At 44.6% G+C, this 20,179-nt stretch carries 15 protein-coding genes; 2 read left to right on the forward strand and 13 right to left on the reverse strand.

What is annotated here, in order from left to right:
- Window positions 1–24: 24 nt before the first annotated feature.
- Window positions 25–1,230 carry a cation:proton antiporter gene (locus PGQ38_RS05055; RefSeq protein WP_226854231.1) on the forward strand — a complete coding sequence of 402 codons (1,206 nt, stop codon included), beginning with the start codon at window positions 25–27 and terminating at the stop codon, window positions 1,228–1,230.
- A gap of 112 nt (window positions 1,231–1,342) precedes the next feature.
- Here the strand turns inward: PGQ38_RS05055 and PGQ38_RS05060 are convergent, their stop codons facing one another.
- The 3 genes from PGQ38_RS05060 to PGQ38_RS05070 are packed head-to-tail and all read right to left on the reverse strand — an operon-like array spanning window position 1,343 to window position 2,267.
- Window positions 1,343–1,705: a type II toxin-antitoxin system HicB family antitoxin gene (locus tag PGQ38_RS05060; protein ID WP_195698984.1), complete on the reverse strand. Its 363-nt coding sequence runs from the start codon at window positions 1,703–1,705 to the stop codon at window positions 1,343–1,345.
- Window positions 1,689–1,946: a type II toxin-antitoxin system HicA family toxin gene (locus PGQ38_RS05065; protein ID WP_204454905.1), complete on the reverse strand. Its 258-nt coding sequence runs from the start codon at window positions 1,944–1,946 to the stop codon at window positions 1,689–1,691. The genes PGQ38_RS05060 and PGQ38_RS05065 overlap by 17 nt, the downstream gene beginning before the upstream one ends.
- Before the next feature lie 45 nt (window positions 1,947–1,991).
- Window positions 1,992–2,267, reverse strand: coding sequence for a hypothetical protein (locus PGQ38_RS05070; protein WP_118577942.1), 276 nt, complete (start codon window positions 2,265–2,267; stop codon window positions 1,992–1,994).
- A gap of 215 nt (window positions 2,268–2,482) precedes the next feature.
- Between PGQ38_RS05070 and PGQ38_RS05075 the strand changes: the two genes are divergently transcribed.
- On the forward strand, window positions 2,483–3,748 hold the full coding sequence (locus PGQ38_RS05075; protein WP_270430953.1) for an iron-containing alcohol dehydrogenase: 1,266 nt from the start codon (window positions 2,483–2,485) through the stop codon (window positions 3,746–3,748).
- A gap of 82 nt (window positions 3,749–3,830) precedes the next feature.
- Here the strand turns inward: PGQ38_RS05075 and PGQ38_RS05080 are convergent, their stop codons facing one another.
- The 10 genes from PGQ38_RS05080 to PGQ38_RS05125 all read right to left on the reverse strand — a co-directional run bounded on the left by PGQ38_RS05080 (window position 3,831) and on the right by PGQ38_RS05125 (window position 19,974).
- Window positions 3,831–4,904: a D-alanyl-D-alanine carboxypeptidase family protein gene (locus tag PGQ38_RS05080; RefSeq protein WP_270430954.1), complete on the reverse strand. Its 1,074-nt coding sequence runs from the start codon at window positions 4,902–4,904 to the stop codon at window positions 3,831–3,833.
- Between the two features lie 593 nt (window positions 4,905–5,497).
- Window positions 5,498–6,190 carry a 50S ribosomal protein L1 gene (rplA, locus tag PGQ38_RS05085; protein ID WP_118577943.1) on the reverse strand — a complete coding sequence of 231 codons (693 nt, stop codon included), beginning with the start codon at window positions 6,188–6,190 and terminating at the stop codon, window positions 5,498–5,500.
- 56 nt (window positions 6,191–6,246) lie between these two features.
- Window positions 6,247–6,672 (reverse strand): 50S ribosomal protein L11, encoded by a 426-nt coding sequence (rplK, locus tag PGQ38_RS05090; protein WP_117852954.1) that lies wholly within the window; start codon window positions 6,670–6,672, stop codon window positions 6,247–6,249.
- A gap of 68 nt (window positions 6,673–6,740) precedes the next feature.
- Window positions 6,741–7,256, reverse strand: a complete 516-nt coding sequence (gene nusG, locus PGQ38_RS05095) for a transcription termination/antitermination protein NusG (RefSeq protein WP_117852952.1) — start codon at window positions 7,254–7,256, stop codon at window positions 6,741–6,743.
- Between the two features lie 16 nt (window positions 7,257–7,272).
- Window positions 7,273–7,497 carry a preprotein translocase subunit SecE gene (secE, locus tag PGQ38_RS05100; protein WP_148463503.1) on the reverse strand — a complete coding sequence of 75 codons (225 nt, stop codon included), beginning with the start codon at window positions 7,495–7,497 and terminating at the stop codon, window positions 7,273–7,275.
- A gap of 25 nt (window positions 7,498–7,522) precedes the next feature.
- The gene (rpmG, locus tag PGQ38_RS05105; RefSeq protein ID WP_117853039.1) at window positions 7,523–7,672 is read right to left on the reverse strand and encodes a 50S ribosomal protein L33; all 150 of its coding nucleotides are present in this window, start codon (window positions 7,670–7,672) and stop codon (window positions 7,523–7,525) included.
- A gap of 223 nt (window positions 7,673–7,895) precedes the next feature.
- The gene (locus PGQ38_RS05110; protein WP_270430955.1) at window positions 7,896–8,486 is read right to left on the reverse strand and encodes a 4'-phosphopantetheinyl transferase family protein; all 591 of its coding nucleotides are present in this window, start codon (window positions 8,484–8,486) and stop codon (window positions 7,896–7,898) included.
- A gap of 262 nt (window positions 8,487–8,748) precedes the next feature.
- Window positions 8,749–9,051: an STAS domain-containing protein gene (locus PGQ38_RS05115; protein ID WP_118577945.1), complete on the reverse strand. Its 303-nt coding sequence runs from the start codon at window positions 9,049–9,051 to the stop codon at window positions 8,749–8,751.
- A gap of 174 nt (window positions 9,052–9,225) precedes the next feature.
- Window positions 9,226–18,216 carry a non-ribosomal peptide synthetase gene (locus tag PGQ38_RS05120; protein ID WP_270430957.1) on the reverse strand — a complete coding sequence of 2,997 codons (8,991 nt, stop codon included), beginning with the start codon at window positions 18,214–18,216 and terminating at the stop codon, window positions 9,226–9,228.
- A gap of 12 nt (window positions 18,217–18,228) precedes the next feature.
- Window positions 18,229–19,974 carry an MATE family efflux transporter gene (locus tag PGQ38_RS05125; protein ID WP_207728042.1) on the reverse strand — a complete coding sequence of 582 codons (1,746 nt, stop codon included), beginning with the start codon at window positions 19,972–19,974 and terminating at the stop codon, window positions 18,229–18,231.
- Window positions 19,975–20,179: the final 205 nt, after the last annotated feature.

A 20,179-nucleotide genomic window follows, 5' to 3' on the forward strand; every position in this document is an offset into this window, starting at 1 on the left:
CGTAAAAAGGAGGAATTTATAACAATGTTAACATCTCTGGCTTTTATTTTTCTTGTGGGACTTTCCTTGGCTGCTATTTGCCAGGCACTGAAACTGCCGCGTATTATCGGTATGTTGATCACCGGTATTTTACTGGGACCTTATGTGCTGAACGTATTGGATCCGTCGATTCTGTCCATCTCATCGGAGCTGCGGCAGATCGCGTTGATCATTATCCTGCTGAAAGCGGGACTTTCCCTGAATCTTGCCGATCTGAAGAAAGTGGGACGTCCTGCCATCATGATGGCCTGCATTCCTGCAACTTTCGAAATCCTGGCTTACTTTTTGCTGGCACCGTATTTTCTGGGAATTACCAGACTGGAAGCGGCTGTGATGGGCGCTGTAATGGGTGCGGTATCCCCGGCTGTAGTTGTCCCAAGAATGGTACAGTTGATGGATGAAAAATACGGCACAGCCAAAAGCATTCCCCAGATGATCCTGGCAGGCGCTTCCTGTGATGATATTTATGTGATCGTGCTGTTTTCCACATTTTCTACTATGGCACAGGGCGGCAGCGCACATTTGAAAGATTTTATCAACATTCCGGTTTCCATTATCCTGGGTATTGCACTTGGAAGTGTGGCTGGTTATCTTCTTTCCCTATTTTTCGAGACGGCTTACGCACACAGCCATATGGTGCGGAACAGTATGAAGGTGATCGTGGTAATGGGCGTATCTTTCCTACTGATGTCTATTGAGACATGGCTGAAACCGGTAGTTTCTATTTCCGGGCTTCTGGCTGTGGTAAGCATGGCTTGCGTTTTAAAGCTGAAGTGTACCCCTTCCGTCTCCGCCCGTCTTTCCCAGAAATTGGGAAAGCTGTGGCTTGCTGCTGAAGTCCTGCTTTTCGTGCTTGTGGGTGCATCCGTAGATATCCGCTATACCTTGAAAGCAGGTCCTGCAGCCCTGGCTATGATCTTCGCCGCCCTGCTGATCCGAACTCTTGGCGTCACCCTCTGCGTAGTCGGAACCAATCTGACCGCAAAAGAAAAACTGTTCTGCTCCATCGCCTACCTGCCCAAAGCAACCGTCCAGGCCGCCATCGGCTCCGTCCCAATGGCCATGGGCCTCTCCTGCGGACAGATCGTACTGTCTGTGGCCGTACTTGGAATTCTGATCACTGCGCCGCTGGGGGCGATTGGGATGGATTGCAGTTATAAGAAGCTGCTGAAACGAGAATCGTGTAGCTAAAATGGCAAAAGGCACCCTTACACAAATTCGTTTGAGGATGCCTTTTTCACTATTCTATTTCAGTTACATATATTTGTTTGAGTTCTCTATCTCTGAATAGTTACGACAATTTTTACTTAGAGAATACTGCATCATTTCTGGAAAGAAGATATACACAATACTGATTCATGCTGATTCCTTCTCTCTTAGAATGTTCTGCCAATGATCTATGCAGGCTTCGAGGTATTCTCAACTTAAATTGTCCCGAATAATCTTCCAAGCTGTCTGGCTCATGAATTTCTATCCCATCTTCTAATGCAGCCTCAAGCCAGGCTTTTTTCGCATCCACCGCATTTGCCACTGCACGTTCTAAAGTTTCTCCGCAAGTAATGCAGCCAGGTAAATCTGGATAAGAAACTACAAATCCGCCTTCGTCTTTATCTTCCACAATTTCCATACGATAGGACATTGCCATATAATCATTCAACGTCTTCATTATTTTTCACCTCGCCTTCCACAATCTGTCTTACTATCTCTACATACACTTTCTTGATTGGTTCATGCTTCGGTATTGTAATTGGCGTGCACCCTTGTTTTCTAAACGTATAATGACTGCTTCCACTTCTCGGTGCATTCATTTCATATCCATAACTTTCCAATACCTTCCGCAATTCGTCAAATCGGAGGTCTTTCGATAAATTGCATATACGTGTTATCAGTTTATCCCATTTTGACATTTATTATATCTCCTATTCACATTATATGTGGTGTTACATATGGTGTCAATCATTTTTTTGTTTGTCAATCTCATCATACTGTTTACATAGATTCAAAATGTTTCTAATTTTTTCCATATTATTACCCCAATATTCATCAGCTGCATCAAATGGCATCCCATCAAGCAGCTCCAATCTAAATTTTGCTAAATTATATCCCTCTCTCATACCATCAAAATATATTTCTTTAATAAAATTTCCAAGCTTGTCATCTCCGTAACAATACATCGTTTTAGAAAATTTCTTACTATCGATCAATTTTCCAAGGTCTTCTTTTGACATTTTTTGCCTCCTTGTTGTATATTTTTTATATATTTAGTTTATCAATATAGCAGTAATATTGTCAAGTCATTTATAAGAATATACAAATATCATAATTTTGACTTTAACATAGATGACCGAATTCGCAAAAGTAATGGATATTTTTCAAATCCTACTATATAATGGGCTCAGAATAAAAAATCTACTGTTGTATATTTTAACGGAGGAATTTTCTTATGATAAATTTTGATTTTTTCACTCCTACTAAGATTCTGTTTGGAGCTGGGCGTGAGAGTGAGGTTGGGAAACAGGTTGCAGCGTTTGGCGGACATAAGGTTATGATCATTTATGGAAAAAAGGGCGGACATATTGAAACTTCCGGGCTTTTGGACAGAGTTCATAAGAGTTTAAGTGATGCCGGGCTTTCCTACGTGGATTTGAACGGCGTTGTACCTAATCCACGTCTTTCCCTGGTAAAAGAGGGGATCCGCATTGGACGTGCAGAAGGTGTTGACTTCCTTCTTCCCATTGGCGGAGGCAGCGTAATTGATACAGCTAAGGGAATCGGTTACGGAATTGCCAATGATTTTGAAATGGAAGACCTGCTTTATGGACGTGTAAAAACAGATAAAAACCTGCCCATCGGCGTTATTCTTACAATCGCAGCCGCAGGCTCTGAAATGTCTTCTTCTATGGTTCTTACAATTGAAGATGGCATGATGAAGCGTTCTTATGGACATGACTGCGCACACCCCAAATTTGCTATTATGAACCCGGAGCTGACCTACAGCCTTCCGGCTTATCAGACTGCCAGCGGCGCTGCTGATATCATGATGCATACTATGGAGCGCTATTTTACCCCAACTGACACAGACACCAGCCTTACTGACCGAATCGCAGAGGGACTGATGGTTTCTGTACGTGATGCAGCCCAGATTGCTGTAAAGGAGCCTGAAAACTATGAAGCCCGGGCTACTCTTATGTGGGCTGGAAGCCTTTCTCATAATGGTCTGACTGGTGCCGGACGTATATCTGATTTTGCCACACACAAGATTGAACATGAGCTTGGCGGTATGTTTGATGTGGCTCACGGCGCCGGACTTGCAGCTGTCTGGGGAAGCTGGGCGAGATATGTATATAAGACAAATCCGGGAAGGTTTGCACAGTTTGGTAAAAAAGTTTTCGGAATTAATATTTCAAGCTCCACAAATATTACTCCAAATTCGGATGCCCCAGAGCAGCCAATTAAACCTTCGCCGATCATCACTGATCCAGAACTTACATCCACGGATACCGCTGCCCTCGCAGCAATCACCGCCTGGGAAACCTGGTGTCACTCCATAAGCATGCCAACCACCCTCACCGAACTAGGCATCCACCCAACCGACACCCAGATTGAGGAAATGGCTGAGAAATGTGTTTTCGGAAGAAATGGACATGTTGGATTTTTCCAGCCGCTGACGAAGGAGGATATTGCAGCAATCTTAAAGATGGCAAAATAATCCTGTTTTAAATTTTTAAAAGGCCCCTGTAGGCTGTCTATTTTTGACAGCCTACAGGGGCTCCTTTCTTATGATATGTATTTTAACTTTGCTTCTGTGACACCGCTTTGCCCAGTCGGTTATAAATCGTCTTCGCGTCCAGGATGTGCGGCACCCCGGTGGCGTCTGCGGCGGCGCCGGCGGTTACCAGGATGTACTCCCTGTCGTAAATCTGAGCAAAGCTGGCCAGGCAATGTCCGGCTTCGGAGGTGTAACCGGTTTTACCACCCAGGATCTCTCCACCGGTGACGCTTGTATCCGACATATTCTTAAACATGGTACTATAATACGTAATCCCATCCGGATGCACATTTGTCCCCGGCGTAGAGTAAAAATGACTCTCGATCACATCCCGGAACGTATCATTATGAAGCGCATACTTAAGCAGCAGTGCAATATCATACGCCGTACTATAATGCTCCGGATCATGCAGCCCTGTGCAATCCACGAAATGGGTGTTCTTCATCCCAATAGACTTCGCCTTAGCATTCATCTTCTCCACAAAGTCCGCCTCAGCCCCCGAAACTTCATTTGCCAGCGCCAGACAACATTCTGCCCCCGAAGGCAAAATCACTCCATAAACAAGGTCCCGGATCCTCACACTCTCCCCCGGCTGAAATCCCGCCTGCGTCGCATCCTGCCCATCCAATGCATAAAAAATATCCTCACTAAGCGTAATCTCCCGGTCCAAATCTGAAAAAGCTTCCAATGCCACAATTGCCGTCATAATCTTCGTCATCGAAGCCGGATAAATCCTCTCCTCCCCATTCATCTCCCCAATCACTTTCCCACTCTTCACATCCATCAATACCACATTTGAACTATTCACTCCCGACATATCCAGTCCCGTTACCGGCGGTCCATCAAACCACCCTGTCAGCCCCGACACCTTCGCCTCTAACCCTCTATTCCAGCAAAATGCAATGGCTAACACCGTCAGAATTAAAACCTCCACCAGTGCACTAACCAGTACTCTCCGTCTCTGCTTCTTTTTGCGAAGTTTTTTCTTCCTCTCAATCTGAACCCGTCTGCTCCGCTCATTCATCAGAGCGCCCCGGTCATTTCTCACCGCCTTCACGCGCCCCTCTTCCTTTCGTCTATCTCTATACTCCGCCACTGCAAAGCACCACCTTTCATTTAGTCCTTACATTATACACCATCCCATCCTACTAAACCATTCTCTAATTTTCCTATAATTTCTCAAAAAAGAAAAAGAGAGGATATCCCCTCTCCCAGGTGAAAGAAGATTCCTCTCTACCAAATGTGTGAAGCAGGGAAAAAAGATTCCTCTACCCAATGAAAGAAAACGAAAGCAGAAGATCGCCCTCTACCAAATGAGTAAAAGCACCAAAAAAGAATCTCTCCCCCCCTCCAGCACCTCACCCACCACCCCACCGCTCCCAGCGCAGCGAAGCGCCCGCGTCCCTCCTAAACAACCAGCCAGTGCAGGGTGGAGTGTTGGGGGGCTTCGTGGCGGGTTCTTGCAGGGACTTAGGCGGCGGACGGTTGCGTTGCCAGGCAGGGCGGCACTGTCTGAGCTCCGCAGGAGCGAGTTTGCCGCACTGACTGGCGCCCTTAGCAACCGTCCGCCGCCTTAGACCCTGCAAGGTTCCGCCACCAGTCCCCCAGCACTCCACCCTGCACTGGCGTACCTTATTCAGAAACGCAAAAAGCACCCACCTCGCGGTGAGTGCTCTTCATTCTCATCTATTAAGCTAATTTGATCGGGTTGATCTTCACTCCAGGACCCATTGTCGGAGCAATAACAACGCTCTTTAAATACTGTCCTTTCAGTGTGCTAGGTCTAGCCTTTACAATAGCTCCAATCAGCGTCTGGAAGTTGTCGCTTAACTGCTCCTCAGTAAAGGAAGCTTTACCGATCGGCACATGGATAATGTTTGATTTGTCAAGACGATACTCAATCTTACCAGCTTTGATATCATTGATAGCCTTTGTAACATCCATAGTTACAGTACCAGCCTTCGGGTTAGGCATTAAACCTTTCGGTCCAAGTACACGACCAAGACGTCCAACAACACCCATCATATCCGGAGTTGCTACAACAACGTCGAAGTCAAGCCATCCCTCATTCTGGATCTTCGGAATAAGGTCCTCAGCGCCAACGAAATCAGCACCTGCAGCCTTAGCTTCCTCAGCTTTTGCATCCTTAGCGAATACAAGAACGCGAACAGTTTTACCTGTACCATGTGGCAGAACTACTGCACCACGGATCTGCTGATCTGCATGACGTCCATCGCAGCCTGTGCGGATATGAACTTCGATAGTCTCGTCAAATTTGGCAACAGCAGCTTTTTTAACTAAGCTGATAGCTTCATTAGTATCGTATAATGTTGCGCGGTCAACTGCCTTAGCAGCCTCCACGTATTTCTTTCCTCGTTTCATTTCTATAACCTCCTGTGGTATTTGCGGGGAAAAGCCCTCCCACTTACTATTTGTGATTAATCAACTACTTCAATTCCCATACTTCTTGCAGTACCAGCAATCATGCTTGCTGCTGCTTCGATGGATGCTGCATTTAAGTCTTTCATCTTAAGCTGAGCGATCTCCTCAACCTGAGCTTTTGTAACTTTAGCAACTTTTGTTTTGTTCGGTACGCCGGAACCGGATTTGATATTTGCAGCTTTCTTAAGAAGAACTGCAGCCGGCGGAGTTTTGGTTATGAAGCTGAAACTTCTATCTGCATAAACAGTGATTACTACAGGAATGATCATACCATCCTGATCTGCTGTTCTCGCATTGAACTCTTTTGTAAACTGAACGATATTTACACCGTGCTGTCCAAGAGCCGGACCTACAGGTGGTGCTGGAGTTGCTTTACCAGCGGGAATCTGTAATTTGATATATCCTGTTACTTTCTTTGCCATTTTCGGCACCTCCTATGTGGTATTGGCGGGGGTATGTCCCTCCCACGATATTGTGTTACCTTTGTCTGTTACATTTTCTGAACTTCTGCGAAACTGATCACAACCGGTGTTTCGCGTCCAAACATCTCTACATTGATCGTTACAAGCTGTTTCTGCGGATTGATGGCAGTCACAACACCTGTAGTCTCTTTCCAGGCTCCGCCTGTTACTACTACGGTATCGCCCTCAGCGAAGTCAACGCGGACAGTCTCATCTTTGATGCCCAGCGGCTTCATTTCCTCTTCTGTGAGCGGTACAGGCTTGGATCCCGGACCAACAAACCCAGTCACTCCACGGGTATTCCGGACAACATACCAGGTATCGTCGTTCATGACCATGTTGATAAGAACATAGCTTGGGAACATTTTTCTCTGGACCTGCTTGGAAACACCATTACGCATCTCCACAACGTCTTCCAGAGGAACCCGTACTTCCAGAATCTGATCCTCAAGATGTCGGTTTTCAATTGTCTTCTCAATGTTGGCCTTTACCTTGTTCTCATAACCGGAATAGGTATGGACAACGTACCATTTTGCTTCTGACATACAATCACCTTTGTCCTTATTTGATTAAAAGATTAATGCATTCCAGAATGCCTGCATCCATCACACTGATGATCGCACCGAGAATTACGGTTATGACAATAACAACAACTGACTGTTTCATCAGTGTATCGCGGTCTGTCCAGACAATTTTGTTGAACTCTGCCTTCAGCCCCTGGAACCAGGATTTCTTCGGCTCCTTAGCCTTGGCGGTCTTGCCTGCAGATTTTTCTTTTTCTTGCATAGCCTAACCTCACAATCTAAAGTGACTATTTTGTTTCCTTGTGCATTGTGTGTCTCTGGCAGAACTTACAATATTTCTTGGTTTCCATTCTCTCAGGATGGTTCTTTTTCTCCTTGGTCATATTGTAGTTACGCTGCTTGCACTCTGTACATGCTAATGTAATCCTAACGCGCACAACTTCCACCTCCAGTGTTTTCATTTGCATGGTCTTAAATCAGCCTTTTCGGTGTATCCGCCACCGTTTTTCGGCATAAAAAAAAGACCTAACTTCCATGTCGCTTGTACAGTTTACCACACAGCAGACATATCCGTCAAGTCTTTTGCATATAATTCTTAAGGATTTTTGACTAAAAATAAGCTCCAATCCATGCCGGATAACAGCAAAAAACACGCTCCAGTCATAGAAGCTCTGTAAAGCCCTTGGGCGGCAAAGAAAAATCACTTTCCATGCACACTGAGAAAATATAATTCTCAAATTCCATTGTCCTGAAAAAGCCTGGTCTTTTCGGTGATTTTCCCAGAACAAAGCCCTGATCTTTTCGAATGATCTCGAAAGAATCAAGCGGAAGGCTCATCCCCCTGCCTGTCATTTTCATATAACTTTCCTTTAAGGTCCAAAGTGTAAAAAAAGCTTTGCCCGGGTCAGAAGCAGCTTCTATATATTCCCGCTCTGTCGAATGGAAATAATGCTCCGCAATTTCCAGAGGCGCATTGACATTCCGCTCAATGTCGCATCCCACTTCATCATCCGACACCACTCCCACCACATAGTCTCCGGCATGGGAGATATTAAAATGGAGATGATCCGCCACAGGCTTCCCATTTTCGGAATATTTCAGGCTGCTTTCGGAAAGTCCGTTCCCATTCAGGATCTTCCGGATCATAATTCCTGCGCCCAGACTCCTTTTTCGGTCATCCGGCTGAAGATACCGGATGACCTTCTTTCTTCTCTCTGGTCCAACTTGTTCCAAAAGGCTTTTATTCTGCAAGGGATCCTCAAGAGTATTGATATTGATTCTATATAATTTTATCATTTCTTACTATAAAAAGCACCGGGTAGCAACTGTAGATTCCCCAGGCCTGCTCCAGACAGGTTGCTGTTCACTTCGCTCACAGCAATACGCAGCAATCATGCAAAGCATGATTGCGCGCCGCAATTCTCGAGTTTTCTGTGAACTTTTTGTCCAAAAAGCACCTCGCGGAATGTTGCCTGTGACATGCAATGCGCTTCGCCATGCACGAATTCAGCCTTTATTTCTTCTCAATATTAATCTTCTGATCAAATCCGGTAAGGCTGAAAACATCGTACACTTCATCAGAAACATTTACAATCCTGAAGCCTTCCTTGCCTGCCATCTTCTTATAAGCGGCGATTACCAGACGAAGTCCGGCAGAAGAGATATATTCCAGGTTTGCAAAGTCAAATACCAGGCTGGTTGTACCAGGATCAAGTGCTGACAGCTCCTTTTCCAGCTGCGGTGCAGTCTGGGTGTCAAGCCATCCTGTGATCTCCATAGTTACCTTGCTGCCCTCTGTCTTACTTACAATTTCCATTACAATTTCCTCCTTTAAGTTACAGGAAACACGCTCAACGGGTTTCCGGGGTTATCACGCAGCGGGCCCAGGAGGGGACTTCCAACACGAGTTCCCACCCTGCCCACTGAGTAAACCAGTTACTGTCCAGCTGTATGTAAAACTTCATCTGTGGGCAGTAACTTTGTTCCATCATCAATCAAAAAATGCAAGTCTGTCAAGTGCCTCAATAGCGCTTTCCAGATATCTGTCATCTGTAACCGGCCATTTGTAATCCAGTCTGTAAAGAACCTGTGCTGTAAACCGGTTGCTATAATCCAGGGTATAGATCTCATTTTCATTATGAGCTGTATACGCGATCAGTCCGGAAACAACATCCGAGTCATCACTGTTCTTTGCAAATTCTTTTACCGCGGCCTCAAACTCTTCATCACTTACAATGTCAATGTCAAATCCATGGCTCCGCATTGCATAGATCAGATCCGCCATATAGATATGGTGGCTGTTGCAGGCGTGGAATACGGTAAATCTCCGGTCTGTCTGTACCAGTCTCAATACTGCAAGTGCAGTAGAATCAATTGGTGAAAATTCTGTAACTTCGTGCATAGCCCCAATTGGGAATTTACCGACTGCCTCATATCCTCGCAGACTTCGCAGGAATCCGTTTGTAATAAAGTTGATCTGGAATTCACCATCTGAATTTCGGCTCATCAGATTTCCTACACGGATAACCTTTCCGTCAAGCCCACTGGAAACAGCTTCCAGTACGGCTCTCTCTGCAAGGAATTTTGTGCGGATGTATTCATTTGTGATGTTCTGTCCAATATACAGATCGTTTTCATTAAAGACTCTGGACATTGGCGGAACACCATCGGAACCCTCTCCGGCAACAGAAACAGTAGAAATCTGGATCAGTCTGCGTCCACTATTTTTACAGAATTCAATCAGATTTTCCACTCCGTGTACATTTATCTTCTCCAGTACATCACCAGCTGCAAAATGCTTTACGCAGGCTGCGCAGTTAATAATGGTGTTAAATTTGTAATCTGCAAATTTCTCCACCTGTTCTTTCGAGGTAATATCGCCATCCACACAGATAATACGCTCTCCAAACAGTTCCTGGCACGGATTATCGAAGTAATACATCAACATATGCATCATTCGTTTCTCCATGGACTCATATTTACCCTTACGTACCAGACAGTAAACCTTACCGTCATAATTATCCAGGTAAGCCTTCAGAACATGAATTCCCAGGAAGCCGGTTGCACCTGTGATCATGATATCACCAATTTCTTCCTTTGTCACCTGGTTTACGTTTTCTTCTACATTTCCGCTGATCACGCTCTGGATCCGGTTATAATTGTAGCTGGAGAATTCGTTCTCACTCTGCGGATTTTCAAATGCCTCACTGTTATCCACGATTGCAGAAAGCTCACGGATGGTCGGATATTTGAAAATGTCTGCATATACAATGGAAATATTCTTGGAAAGGCACATAACAGCAACTTTTGATGCAGTAAGTGAGGAGCCTCCAAGTTCGAAGAAGTTATCCTCAATTCCTACTTTTTCAATGCCAAGTGCTTTTTCAAATATCTCGCAAAGTTTAATCTGGACAGCGGTAACAGGCTCCACATAGGCTGTGCTTGCTGTGGTGGTTACTTCTGGTACCGGAAGCGCCTTTTTGTCTATCTTTCCGCCAGGAGTCACCGGCATTTTCTCAAGATGGACAAAGAAGGATGGCATCATGTAATCCGGAATCAGCGGGTTCAGGAACAGTTTCAGCTCATCTTCCGGAATGATTTCACCAGTATAATAAGCTGTGATATATTTGTTTCCGCCTTTTTCGATCACTATAACAGCAGCATTCTTCACCTTATCGTGCTTCAGAAGAGCTCCTTCGATCTCACCAAGTTCAATACGATATCCTCTTATCTTTACCTGGGAATCGATTCTTCCGATATATTCAATATTTCCGTCACCTTTCATGCGGACCATATCACCGGTTCTGTAAAGACGTTTGTCCTCGTCACATACGGAGAACGGATTTTCCACAAATACGGAAGCCGTCTTCTCAGGAAGATTGTGATATCCTCTTGCAATCTGACGTCCGGCATGGCAAAGCTCACCAGAAGCGCCTACCGGAAGCCGTTTCATATTTTCGTCCACAATGTAGCTGCGGATATTCCGCTGTGACTTACCGATCGGGATGTTGTCGTACTGTTTGTCAACCCAGAACTCTGTGGAGGAAACAGTATTCTCCGTTGGACCGTAGCCATTGATCATCTGGTAAGTTCTATCCCGGTAATATTTGAACTTCTCACCACCCAGGGTGACAAATTTCAGGCTCGGAGCATCGTCAAGAAGCTCTGCAACCAACTCGCCCATCTGAGTTGGGAAGGTAGCTGTGGTAATTTTTTCTTCTTTTATGAATTTTCCAACAGCAACCGCATCTTTTCGTATGCTCTCTGGCAAAATGTACAGTACTGCGCCTGCAGTAAGCGGAGCAAACAGGTCGATCACGGATGCATCGAAGCAGAAGCTTGCAAACTCTGCCACAATATCATCTGGTGTCAGTTTTCTTGTCATAAGGATATACTCGATCAGGTTCAGCAGGTTCCGCTGTTCAAGCATAACACCTTTTGGTTTTCCGGTGGAACCGGATGTGTAGATCATATAAGCCAGGTTCTCTGCTTTCGGAGCTGTGAGCTCTACAGAAAGTGCAAAGTCTTTGGATTCTGCTGCCACGTCATCCAGGCTGATCACATTCTGGTCGTAGAAGCCTACCAGACTGCGGTAACGGTCTATTACAAGCAGGTTTTCTGCCTCGGAATCCTTCAGCATGTACTCAATTCTGCTCTGCGGATATTCCGGATCCAATGGAACATACGCACCGCCGGCTTTCATAACACCGATATAAGCTACGGCATATTCCTTTGTTCTTCCGCACAGAATACCTGCAACCTTTTCCCTGCCAAAGCCATTTTCCGTAAGCTTCTGAGCAACATAATCTGACATATGGTCCAGTTCTTTATAGGTAAGCTCGCCCATTCCGTCTTTTACCGCCGGTCTGTCCGGATATTTTGCAACAGCTTCCCTGAACAGGTCTACAAAGGTCTTTCCGGCATGGGAAGGATCATCTTCCATTTTGGTTTCTTCCTCAAACATCAGTCTGATGTCTGCCGGCTCGTATTCTCTCAGGATTCCATCTGCCGTTGTTTCCAGGTTATCTGCAAGGTATTTGATGGTTTCCTCGTTGTACATGTCGCCTCTGTACTCAATCTCAAAGACAAACTTATTTCTCTCAATTGAAATACTGATGGAAACAGGTGCCTTTGCCGCATTCAGCTGAACAGGTTCTTCCTGCGCATATTCCCCGCCGATATTATCAAAGGCGAAGTTGTCGCCCTGATAGATCACCATGGCATCTGCCTTGATGTTGAACTCATGGCTGATCTGGGAGAACGGATAAATATCGTTGTTCATGGAATTAATCAGCTGCTGCTGGACAGCATTCAGGCAATCCGCAGTGCTTCCTGAGAAATCACAGTAAACGGGAAGAGTCTTTACCAGCATACCCACGGTATCGGAAAGTCTGGAATCGTTTCTGCCGTGGTAAATAGTGGTAAATACCGCATCCTTCCTGAAATTGTATTTTCCAAGAGTAATACCAAAAGCAGAGATAAAGAATACATTCTCTGTAATTCCGTGCTTCTTACAGAATGCCTTCACGTCCTGTACGGAGAACTCACTGGTCTCACGATGATACATCTCTGCGGTTGGAGCTGCTCCGCTCTTGTCTGGATAGAAGTTGATGCTTCCGCCCGCATTTTCAAAAACGGATTTATAGTAGTTCTCTGCATTCTTATAAGCATCACTTGCCAGAGCATCCCTGTTATCAAGGGCCAGATCATAGGAAGTATACTCTTCCACTTCCAGCTTTTCTCCGCTGTAAGCCCTGTTAATGTCGTTCAGGATAATGCCCAGGGAGGTACCATCTGCAACAATATGATGAATGTCAAGGAACAGATAATTTCCATCACAGGTTCTGTGAATCTCAAAGCGGAAAAGCTGTTCATTAAACAGCATGTACGGACGAACCAGAGTTTCCCGGTTCATTCCATTTATAATCTGCGTCTTATAAGTGAAAGCATCATTACGTTTCTGAAGGACTTCTCCTTCGTCGCTCATAAAGAGACGAGTTTTCAGGTAAGGATGAGCTGCAACGGTGCTGTCAATTGCTTCTGCCAGCTTATCCAGGTCAACCTTTTTGTCAAGCTTCAGAAGATATGGAATGTTGTAAATGGTGGATCCCATATTGGCTGTACACTCGATGAAAATTCCCTCCTGAGTATTGGTGAGAGGATAATTTTCCTGGATTTCCCTCTTGGTTTCTTTTCCGGCAGTCTTCACAAAGCTCTCTAACATCTGAATGGTTGGGTGATCCTTGATGTCAGATGTTTTTATCACAATGTCAAAAGCTTTGGAAATAAGGATATTCAGCTTAATAGCAGTGATAGAGGTCAGTCCTGCCTCGTAAATATCTGTGGTAATGCCGAATTCGGTATAGCCAAGAACCTCAGCAATACAGTCAAACAGCTTCTGCTGAGTCTCATTCTCCGGTTTCACGATTTCTTCCACTTTTCGCTCTGGCAGTGGAAGGGCTTTTTTGTTTACCTTCTGATTCTGGTTCAGCGGAATCTTGTCGATCTGCATGGTAACTGCCGGAACCATGTATGGAGGCTTGGTTTCTTTGATGAAATCATTTAACTTATTTATGTCAACCTGACCGTCAGATACTACATAAGCTGCAATATATTTTCCGCCGCCATTTGGATCGTCAAAAGCCACTACGGTTGCATCCTTTATGCCTTCGTATCTTCTTATGACCTCCTCAACCTCGGAAAGCTCAATTCTAAAGCCTCTGACCTTAACCTGGGAGTCTTTTCTTCCAATGATCTGGATGTTTCCATCCGGAAGATATCTGGCAACATCACCGGAATGATACAGGACTTCATAACCTTCTGCATCGTCATAAATATTCTTCGTATAAACTTCCGAAGTTTTCTCCGGTTTATTCAGATAGCCTCTGGAAACCTGCCATCCGGAGATCATCAGTTCACCGCAGGCACCGTATGGAAGCAGATGACCAAACTTATCGGCTATATAAAGCTTGAAATTATCAAGCGCTTTTCCGATTGGAATATTTGAATAATATTTATCCACTTCAAATACAGTTGTAAAAATTGTGCACTCTGTAGGACCATACGCATTAAAGAATTTATAATCCTTCGGCGGTTCCATAGGAACAAGCTTCTCTCCACCTATGGAAAGATATTGCAGACTCTCGCAGCTCATTTCCATCGCAAACTGTCTTCCCACCTGTGTAGTCATAAAGGAATGGGTAACGCCATTCTCTTCAAAATAACGCTGAAGTGCAATGAAATCAAGGCGGATTTCTTCCGGAATAATGTGAAGCTCTGCACCGTTTGCAATTGCTCCGTAAATATCCATCATGGAAGCATCAAAACCAAAGGACGCATAAGCTGCTATTTTGGAGCTGTGATCTATATGGTAATACTTTTTGTACCAGTGGCAGAATGCAGTGATATTTCCATATTCCAGCATACAGCCTTTGGGTACGCCGGTGGAGCCGGAGGTGTACAGTAAAATAAACAGATCATGAAGCTCTGGCTTCTTAAGTTCCACATCACGGTCTTCCAGCTGTGGGATCTCATCTGTAAATAAAACAGGTCCCTGATAGCCGTCTACCAGCGGCAGAAGCTCTCTGTCTGCGATCAAAAGCTTAGCATCAGAATCCTCCAGCATGTACATCAGGCGGTCTTTCGGGTAAGTAGGGTCAAGAGGCTGGTATGCCGCACCGGCTTTGATCACGCCCATTGGTGCGATGGCCATGTATTCGCAGCGGGGGATCAGAATGGAGACTACATCCTCCCTGCCGATTCCCTGGGATGCAATATATTTTCCAAGTCTGTTGCTGAGCTCGTCCAGTTCTTTGTATGTATATTTCCGGTCTTTAAATACCACTGCGGTGTGGTCTGGAATGGTCTCTGCCAATTCAGCGAACAGGTCAGAAATGGTTTTGCTTCTGTCAAATTCGTTTTCTGTATGATTGAATTCTGCGATCTTGTTTACCCCACTCTGAGAGATCACAGAGATTTCAGAAACATATTTTGTTTTCAGCATGGAGCTCATGGCAGCTTCATAGGAATCCAGGATTCCGTCAATAAAGGCCTGGCTGTACATGTCGCTGCGGTATTCTGCTGTAAGCACATAAGTGTGGTTGTACTCTCTTACCTGGATCAGCAGAGGCATTTTGGCCATATCCAGGGAAAGGTCGTGGCCTCTGGCAATGGTGTCTCCAATTGGATAATCGTCGCTTAACTCTGCCTGGTATGCAAAGGTAAGATCCGAATTCAGCCCGTATTTTGCACAAATATCGGAAAATGGGAAAATATCGTTTGCCATGGAGGACAGCATCTGCTCGGAAAGCTCTGCCATATACGCCTGTACGGTGGTCTTCGGGTCGAATTTGCAATAAACAGGAAGGGTTTTTACCAGCATGCAGACTGTGTTTTCAAGCCTGGAATCGTTTCGTCCATTATAAATAGTAGAAAACAGACTGTCCTCTGCATTGGAGTATTTTGCCATAAGGATGCCGAACAGACCTGTAAATAAAATATTCGGGGTAACACCCAGCTTCTCGCAATAGGAAAGAATGGCCTCTTCTTTCAGGCCCATGGTCTTCTCCAGATAACCTTTTTCAGGAGCTTTTCCATTCAGGTCTGGCATTGGGAGGGATTCCGTTTCAATTCCTTCAAAAATACTGTCATAATATTTCTCGGCTTTTTTGTATTTGCCCTCTTTCATCTGCTGTTCTTCGTCAAGAGCCGCATCAAATCCGGTATAGGACTCTTTTTCCAGTTTTTCACCCATATAGGCCTTATTGATATCCTCGAAAATGATATCATAAGAGTTGCCGTCAGCAATAATATGGTGGAAATCTGTAAAGAGGTATTTCTTATCTTCTGTCACATAAATTGCCACACGAAGGAGACGTCCTTTTTCCAGCTTAAACGGACGTACAAGGCTTTCCTTCTGGCTGGCAAATTTCTCATTTGTGGTCTCGATCACTTCCGGCACAAATGTCTCATTTCCAGGGCGCTGTACCATCTCCCCATTATCATCAAGATATACCTGTGTGAGCAGGTAGGAATGGGCACTTACCATTCTGGCAATTGCATCGGATAATTTCCGGGTATCCACTGCAGGATCCAGTTCAAAAAGGAAGGGGATATTGTATACGGTACTCTCAGGATTTTTGCTGCACTCTGCAAAAATACCCTTCTGGGAACCGGTAAGAGGATAAACCTCTCTCTTTTCGTAGGTTCTGAGCTTCGGCGCCAGCATGACATATTTTTCCAGCTTCTCCACGGTATTGTTCTCGTGGATATCGCTTGTTTTTACGGTAACACCAAATTCCTCTGAGATCAGGACGCAGAGCTTCATTGCACTGATGGAGGAAAGACCGGCCTTATAAAAGCTGGTGTCGATTCCGAAGAAGTCGTTTTCTACTACTTTTGCCACAATGTCAAAAATCTTCTTCTGCATTGGATTTTCCGGCTCTTTCAGGTTTCTGGGTTGCGCCACCGGCTTGGGCAATGCTTTTTTGTCAATTTTGCCATTCTGTGTTAAAGGCATTTTTTCCAGCTGGATGAAAACATCCGGAACCATGTAATGAGCCAGGGATTCTGACGCATAAGCGGTAAGCGCTTCAACATTGATCTGGCGGTCTGCCATAAAGTAGCAGCAAAGATATTTATTATCCACCGGTACTGTAATACTGGTGATGATTCCTTCGAAGCTGTTAACAACCTCCTCGATCTCACCAAGCTCGATTCTGAGACCGCGAAGCTTGATCTGATTGTCAATTCTTCCGAAAAATTCGATCTCGCCATCTGGAGTGATCTTTGCAAGATCGCCTGTTTTATAGGCTCTTTCTCCGTTGAGAGTGATGAAAACTTCTGCTGTTTTCTCCGGCAGATTGATGTAGCCACGACCTACTCCAAGACCTGCAATTACAAGCTCTCCGGTCTCTCCGTCCGGAAGGATCCTGTTCTCTTTGTCAACCACATAAACCTGAACATTGCCGTTTGGCTCTCCGATGGTAATGTTTTTGCTGTCGGTGATCACCTTCATGGTACAGCTGATGGTGGTCTCGGTTGGTCCATAGCCGTTCATAATATAAGCATCCGGGTTTACTGCGTGAATCTTGTCAAAAAGTGCAGGCGGGAATGCTTCTGCTCCTACGTCAAATACCTTGATCTGGGCAGCTGCTTCCTGAAGCTGGGGCAGATCGATCATATTGGAAAGATAGGTAGGAGTTGTGGTCATAATATCCACTTTATTTTTTACAATTAAATCTCCAAGCATAATGGGATTCAGGATCTCTTCATCGCTTGCGATCACTGCAGTCATTCCATTGGTGAGAGGGAGAAATTCCTCCAGTACCGAAACATCAAATGTCATGGCTGCCATGGAAAGGGAAACGCTTCCCCTGCTTACATAGCCATAGGTTTCTGCATTCTTTGGATTGGGATTTACAAAATTGGCAAGGTTGATATGCTCGATCATAACACCTTTTGGTTTTCCAGTAGAACCTGAGGTGTAAATACAGTAGCAAAGATCATGTTCCTTAATCTGGGTATCCGGGTTCCCGGCATTTGGGTTTTCCAGCAGTTCTTCAAGCAGAAGCACCGTACAGGAAAGCCTGGAAAACAGCTCCTGGCGCTCCTTCTGGATCTCCTTTGTGGTGATAATAAAGGGAACTCCTGCATCTTCAAAAATGAACTGTACACGGTCATCGGGATAATCCGGGGCTGCGACAGCAAATGCACCACCAGCCTTCAAAATACCCTGACGGACTGCGTAAAAGTCACAACAGCGCTCCAGTACCACACCTACGATTTTTTCACAGCCAACGCCTTTTTCAATAAGAGAATTCGCAATTCTGTTTGCTCTTTCATTCAGCTGTGCGTAGGTAAAGCTTTCCTTGCTGGAAGCTACAGCACATTTGTCAGGATGAAGCCGCACCTGCTCTTCAAACAGCTTTGTCACAGGCTGAAATTCAAAAACAAAATTGCTCTTTTCGTTAATGTCAGGCATTTCCTGCACCTCCTAAAATGATATTATTGTATTATTCATATCAATTGCGCGGATATAATCCATTGATTTTGAAATCTTTTTCACCAGCTCAATTCCATGGATATCAAACTCCTCATGGTCATAGCTGTATTCCAGCGGATTAAAATTCACTCCGTTGTCTCTTATCCTTAACTGGCAAATGTCATCCTCCAGGCAAAGATTGATGTCGATCCAGTTGGAAGTTTTTCCACCAAATTTAATGATATTCACAGTCATTTCTTCTGCACACACGGCAGCAAGATTGGATCTGTTTCCGGATACACCGTTTTCCTTGCAGAACTCCAGGATTTTTCTGTTAACTGCGCCAGCTTCTTCCATGGTGCTCTTAATGGAAAAATCAAGATTGATTCCGGGATTTTGGTCCGGAACAATATAAAAAGTAGAATTTTTGTGTTTGATCTTTCGGAAAATCCAGGCTGCGATCAGGGTTATGATCTCTGTGGCAACAAATGCAGCACCAATTCCATTTGTACCGATTCCATCAATCTGTTTCCAGATAGAAATTCCTATAAATGTTGCAGGAAGAACTGCCACTGCGTTTTCAAGGAAGGTAACAAAGCTTGCAATTGCAGTCTCTTCAATAGATTCATAATAGCTTACGGTAAATTTATTCCAGAGATAAGGCACTACACATAAAGCAAAAATACGCAGTGCATGAACCATCTCCCGTCCCAGCTCTCCGCCGCCTCCGAACATAATGGTGATCTGTTCTGTAAACAGCATGATCAGAACGAATATGACTGCCAGCACGATATAGCTGTATTTCAGCATTTTTTTGCACAGGACACGGATTCCTACATAGTCTTTTTCTCCAAAAAGAATTCCTGCAACATTAGGAATTACACCAATGATTCCGCCTGTAAGCATTTCCACGATCAGCAAAACATTGTCGCAGACCGTAAATACTGCCATTCCGTCTTCCCCGATCTGATTCATAATGATGGTGTTCAGGCCAAGGGCTTTTACAAAATTGGTTGCCATGAAAACAAGCATGGGCACACCTGTAATCACTGCTTCCTTCACGATTCCGAAATCCTTTGCATTCAGCCGCACGAAACTGATATTCCTCTTATCTGAGCGAATATAGAAAAGGAAAACCACCATGGCAAAAAGGAAGCCAAGTACCGTTGATAAGGATGCACCTGTAACTCCAAGTGGTGTAAATCTAAGAAATATGTAATCCAGCACAAGATTTATCACATTGGCTGTGATCAGATAAACAGAAGCAAGCTCCGGATGATTTTCCACCCCAAGGTAATTTACCATCATCAGACCAATTCCGATTACCGGTGCACCTAACATGCTGATGCGGATATAGTCTCTTGTATAAGTTGTCAAAACTCCGTCTCCGGATACCAGAAATCTGGCAATAGGTCCTGCAGCAGGAAATGCAATAAGAGAAAACAGCAGTCCCACCACGAGTGTGACGATGAAAGTGGCTGAAAACAATTTCGAAGCCCCTTCTTTGTCACGTTTACCAAGCATATTTCCTGCAGCTATGGAACCTCCCACACCCAGACAGTAACCGGTAAGCTGAACTATCGTTTCAACCGGAAGACTCATTGTGACTGCGGACATTGCTTCTACACCAATTAAATTACTTACAAAGATAGTGTCCACAATGTTTCCAAGCTGAAGTGCCAGCGACATCATAATACCTGGAACGATATACTTGTTTAATTTCGCATTCAGCAATCTGTTATTTCTGTTTTCCACCATTCCAACCCCTTTCGAAATTCCGGAATATTTCTAAACAAAATCAGAATACTCCACATTTATATATAATTTAGCAAAAAATGAAATATTTTTCAATAAAGCAGCGAAAACAACGTCAAATTAAACAAAAATAGCTTAAAAAAATACCGGTTTCCCGAAGATATCCCTTTAATGGAATTCTTTGGAAACCGGTAGTATCCTTCCTGAT

The sequence above is a fragment of the Blautia faecis genome (genome assembly GCF_027662325.1).
GTDB classification, from domain to species: Bacteria; Bacillota; Clostridia; order Lachnospirales; family Lachnospiraceae; genus Blautia_A; species Blautia_A faecis.

Bases quoted from the DNA above. Each gene is read 5' to 3' on its own strand.
- PGQ38_RS05065 (WP_204454905.1), bottom strand. From the start codon at position 1,946: ATGTCAAAATGGGATAAACTGATAACACGTATATGCAATTTATCGAAA.
- rplK (WP_117852954.1), bottom strand. From the start codon at position 6,672: ATGGCAAAGAAAGTAACAGGATATATCAAATTACAGATTCCCGCTGGT.
- PGQ38_RS05055 (WP_226854231.1), top strand. From the start codon at position 25: ATGTTAACATCTCTGGCTTTTATTTTTCTTGTGGGACTTTCCTTGGCT.
- nusG (WP_117852952.1), bottom strand. From the start codon at position 7,256: ATGTCAGAAGCAAAATGGTACGTTGTCCATACCTATTCCGGTTATGAG.
- secE (WP_148463503.1), bottom strand. From the start codon at position 7,497: ATGCAAGAAAAAGAAAAATCTGCAGGCAAGACCGCCAAGGCTAAGGAG.
- PGQ38_RS05115 (WP_118577945.1), bottom strand. From the start codon at position 9,051: ATGGAAATTGTAAGTAAGACAGAGGGCAGCAAGGTAACTATGGAGATC.
- PGQ38_RS05075 (WP_270430953.1), top strand. From the start codon at position 2,483: ATGATAAATTTTGATTTTTTCACTCCTACTAAGATTCTGTTTGGAGCT.
- PGQ38_RS05060 (WP_195698984.1), bottom strand. From the start codon at position 1,705: ATGAAGACGTTGAATGATTATATGGCAATGTCCTATCGTATGGAAATT.
- PGQ38_RS05070 (WP_118577942.1), bottom strand. From the start codon at position 2,267: ATGTCAAAAGAAGACCTTGGAAAATTGATCGATAGTAAGAAATTTTCT.
- PGQ38_RS05120 (WP_270430957.1), bottom strand. From the start codon at position 18,216: ATGCCTGACATTAACGAAAAGAGCAATTTTGTTTTTGAATTTCAGCCT.
- rplA (WP_118577943.1), bottom strand. From the start codon at position 6,190: ATGAAACGAGGAAAGAAATACGTGGAGGCTGCTAAGGCAGTTGACCGC.
- PGQ38_RS05125 (WP_207728042.1), bottom strand. From the start codon at position 19,974: ATGGTGGAAAACAGAAATAACAGATTGCTGAATGCGAAATTAAACAAG.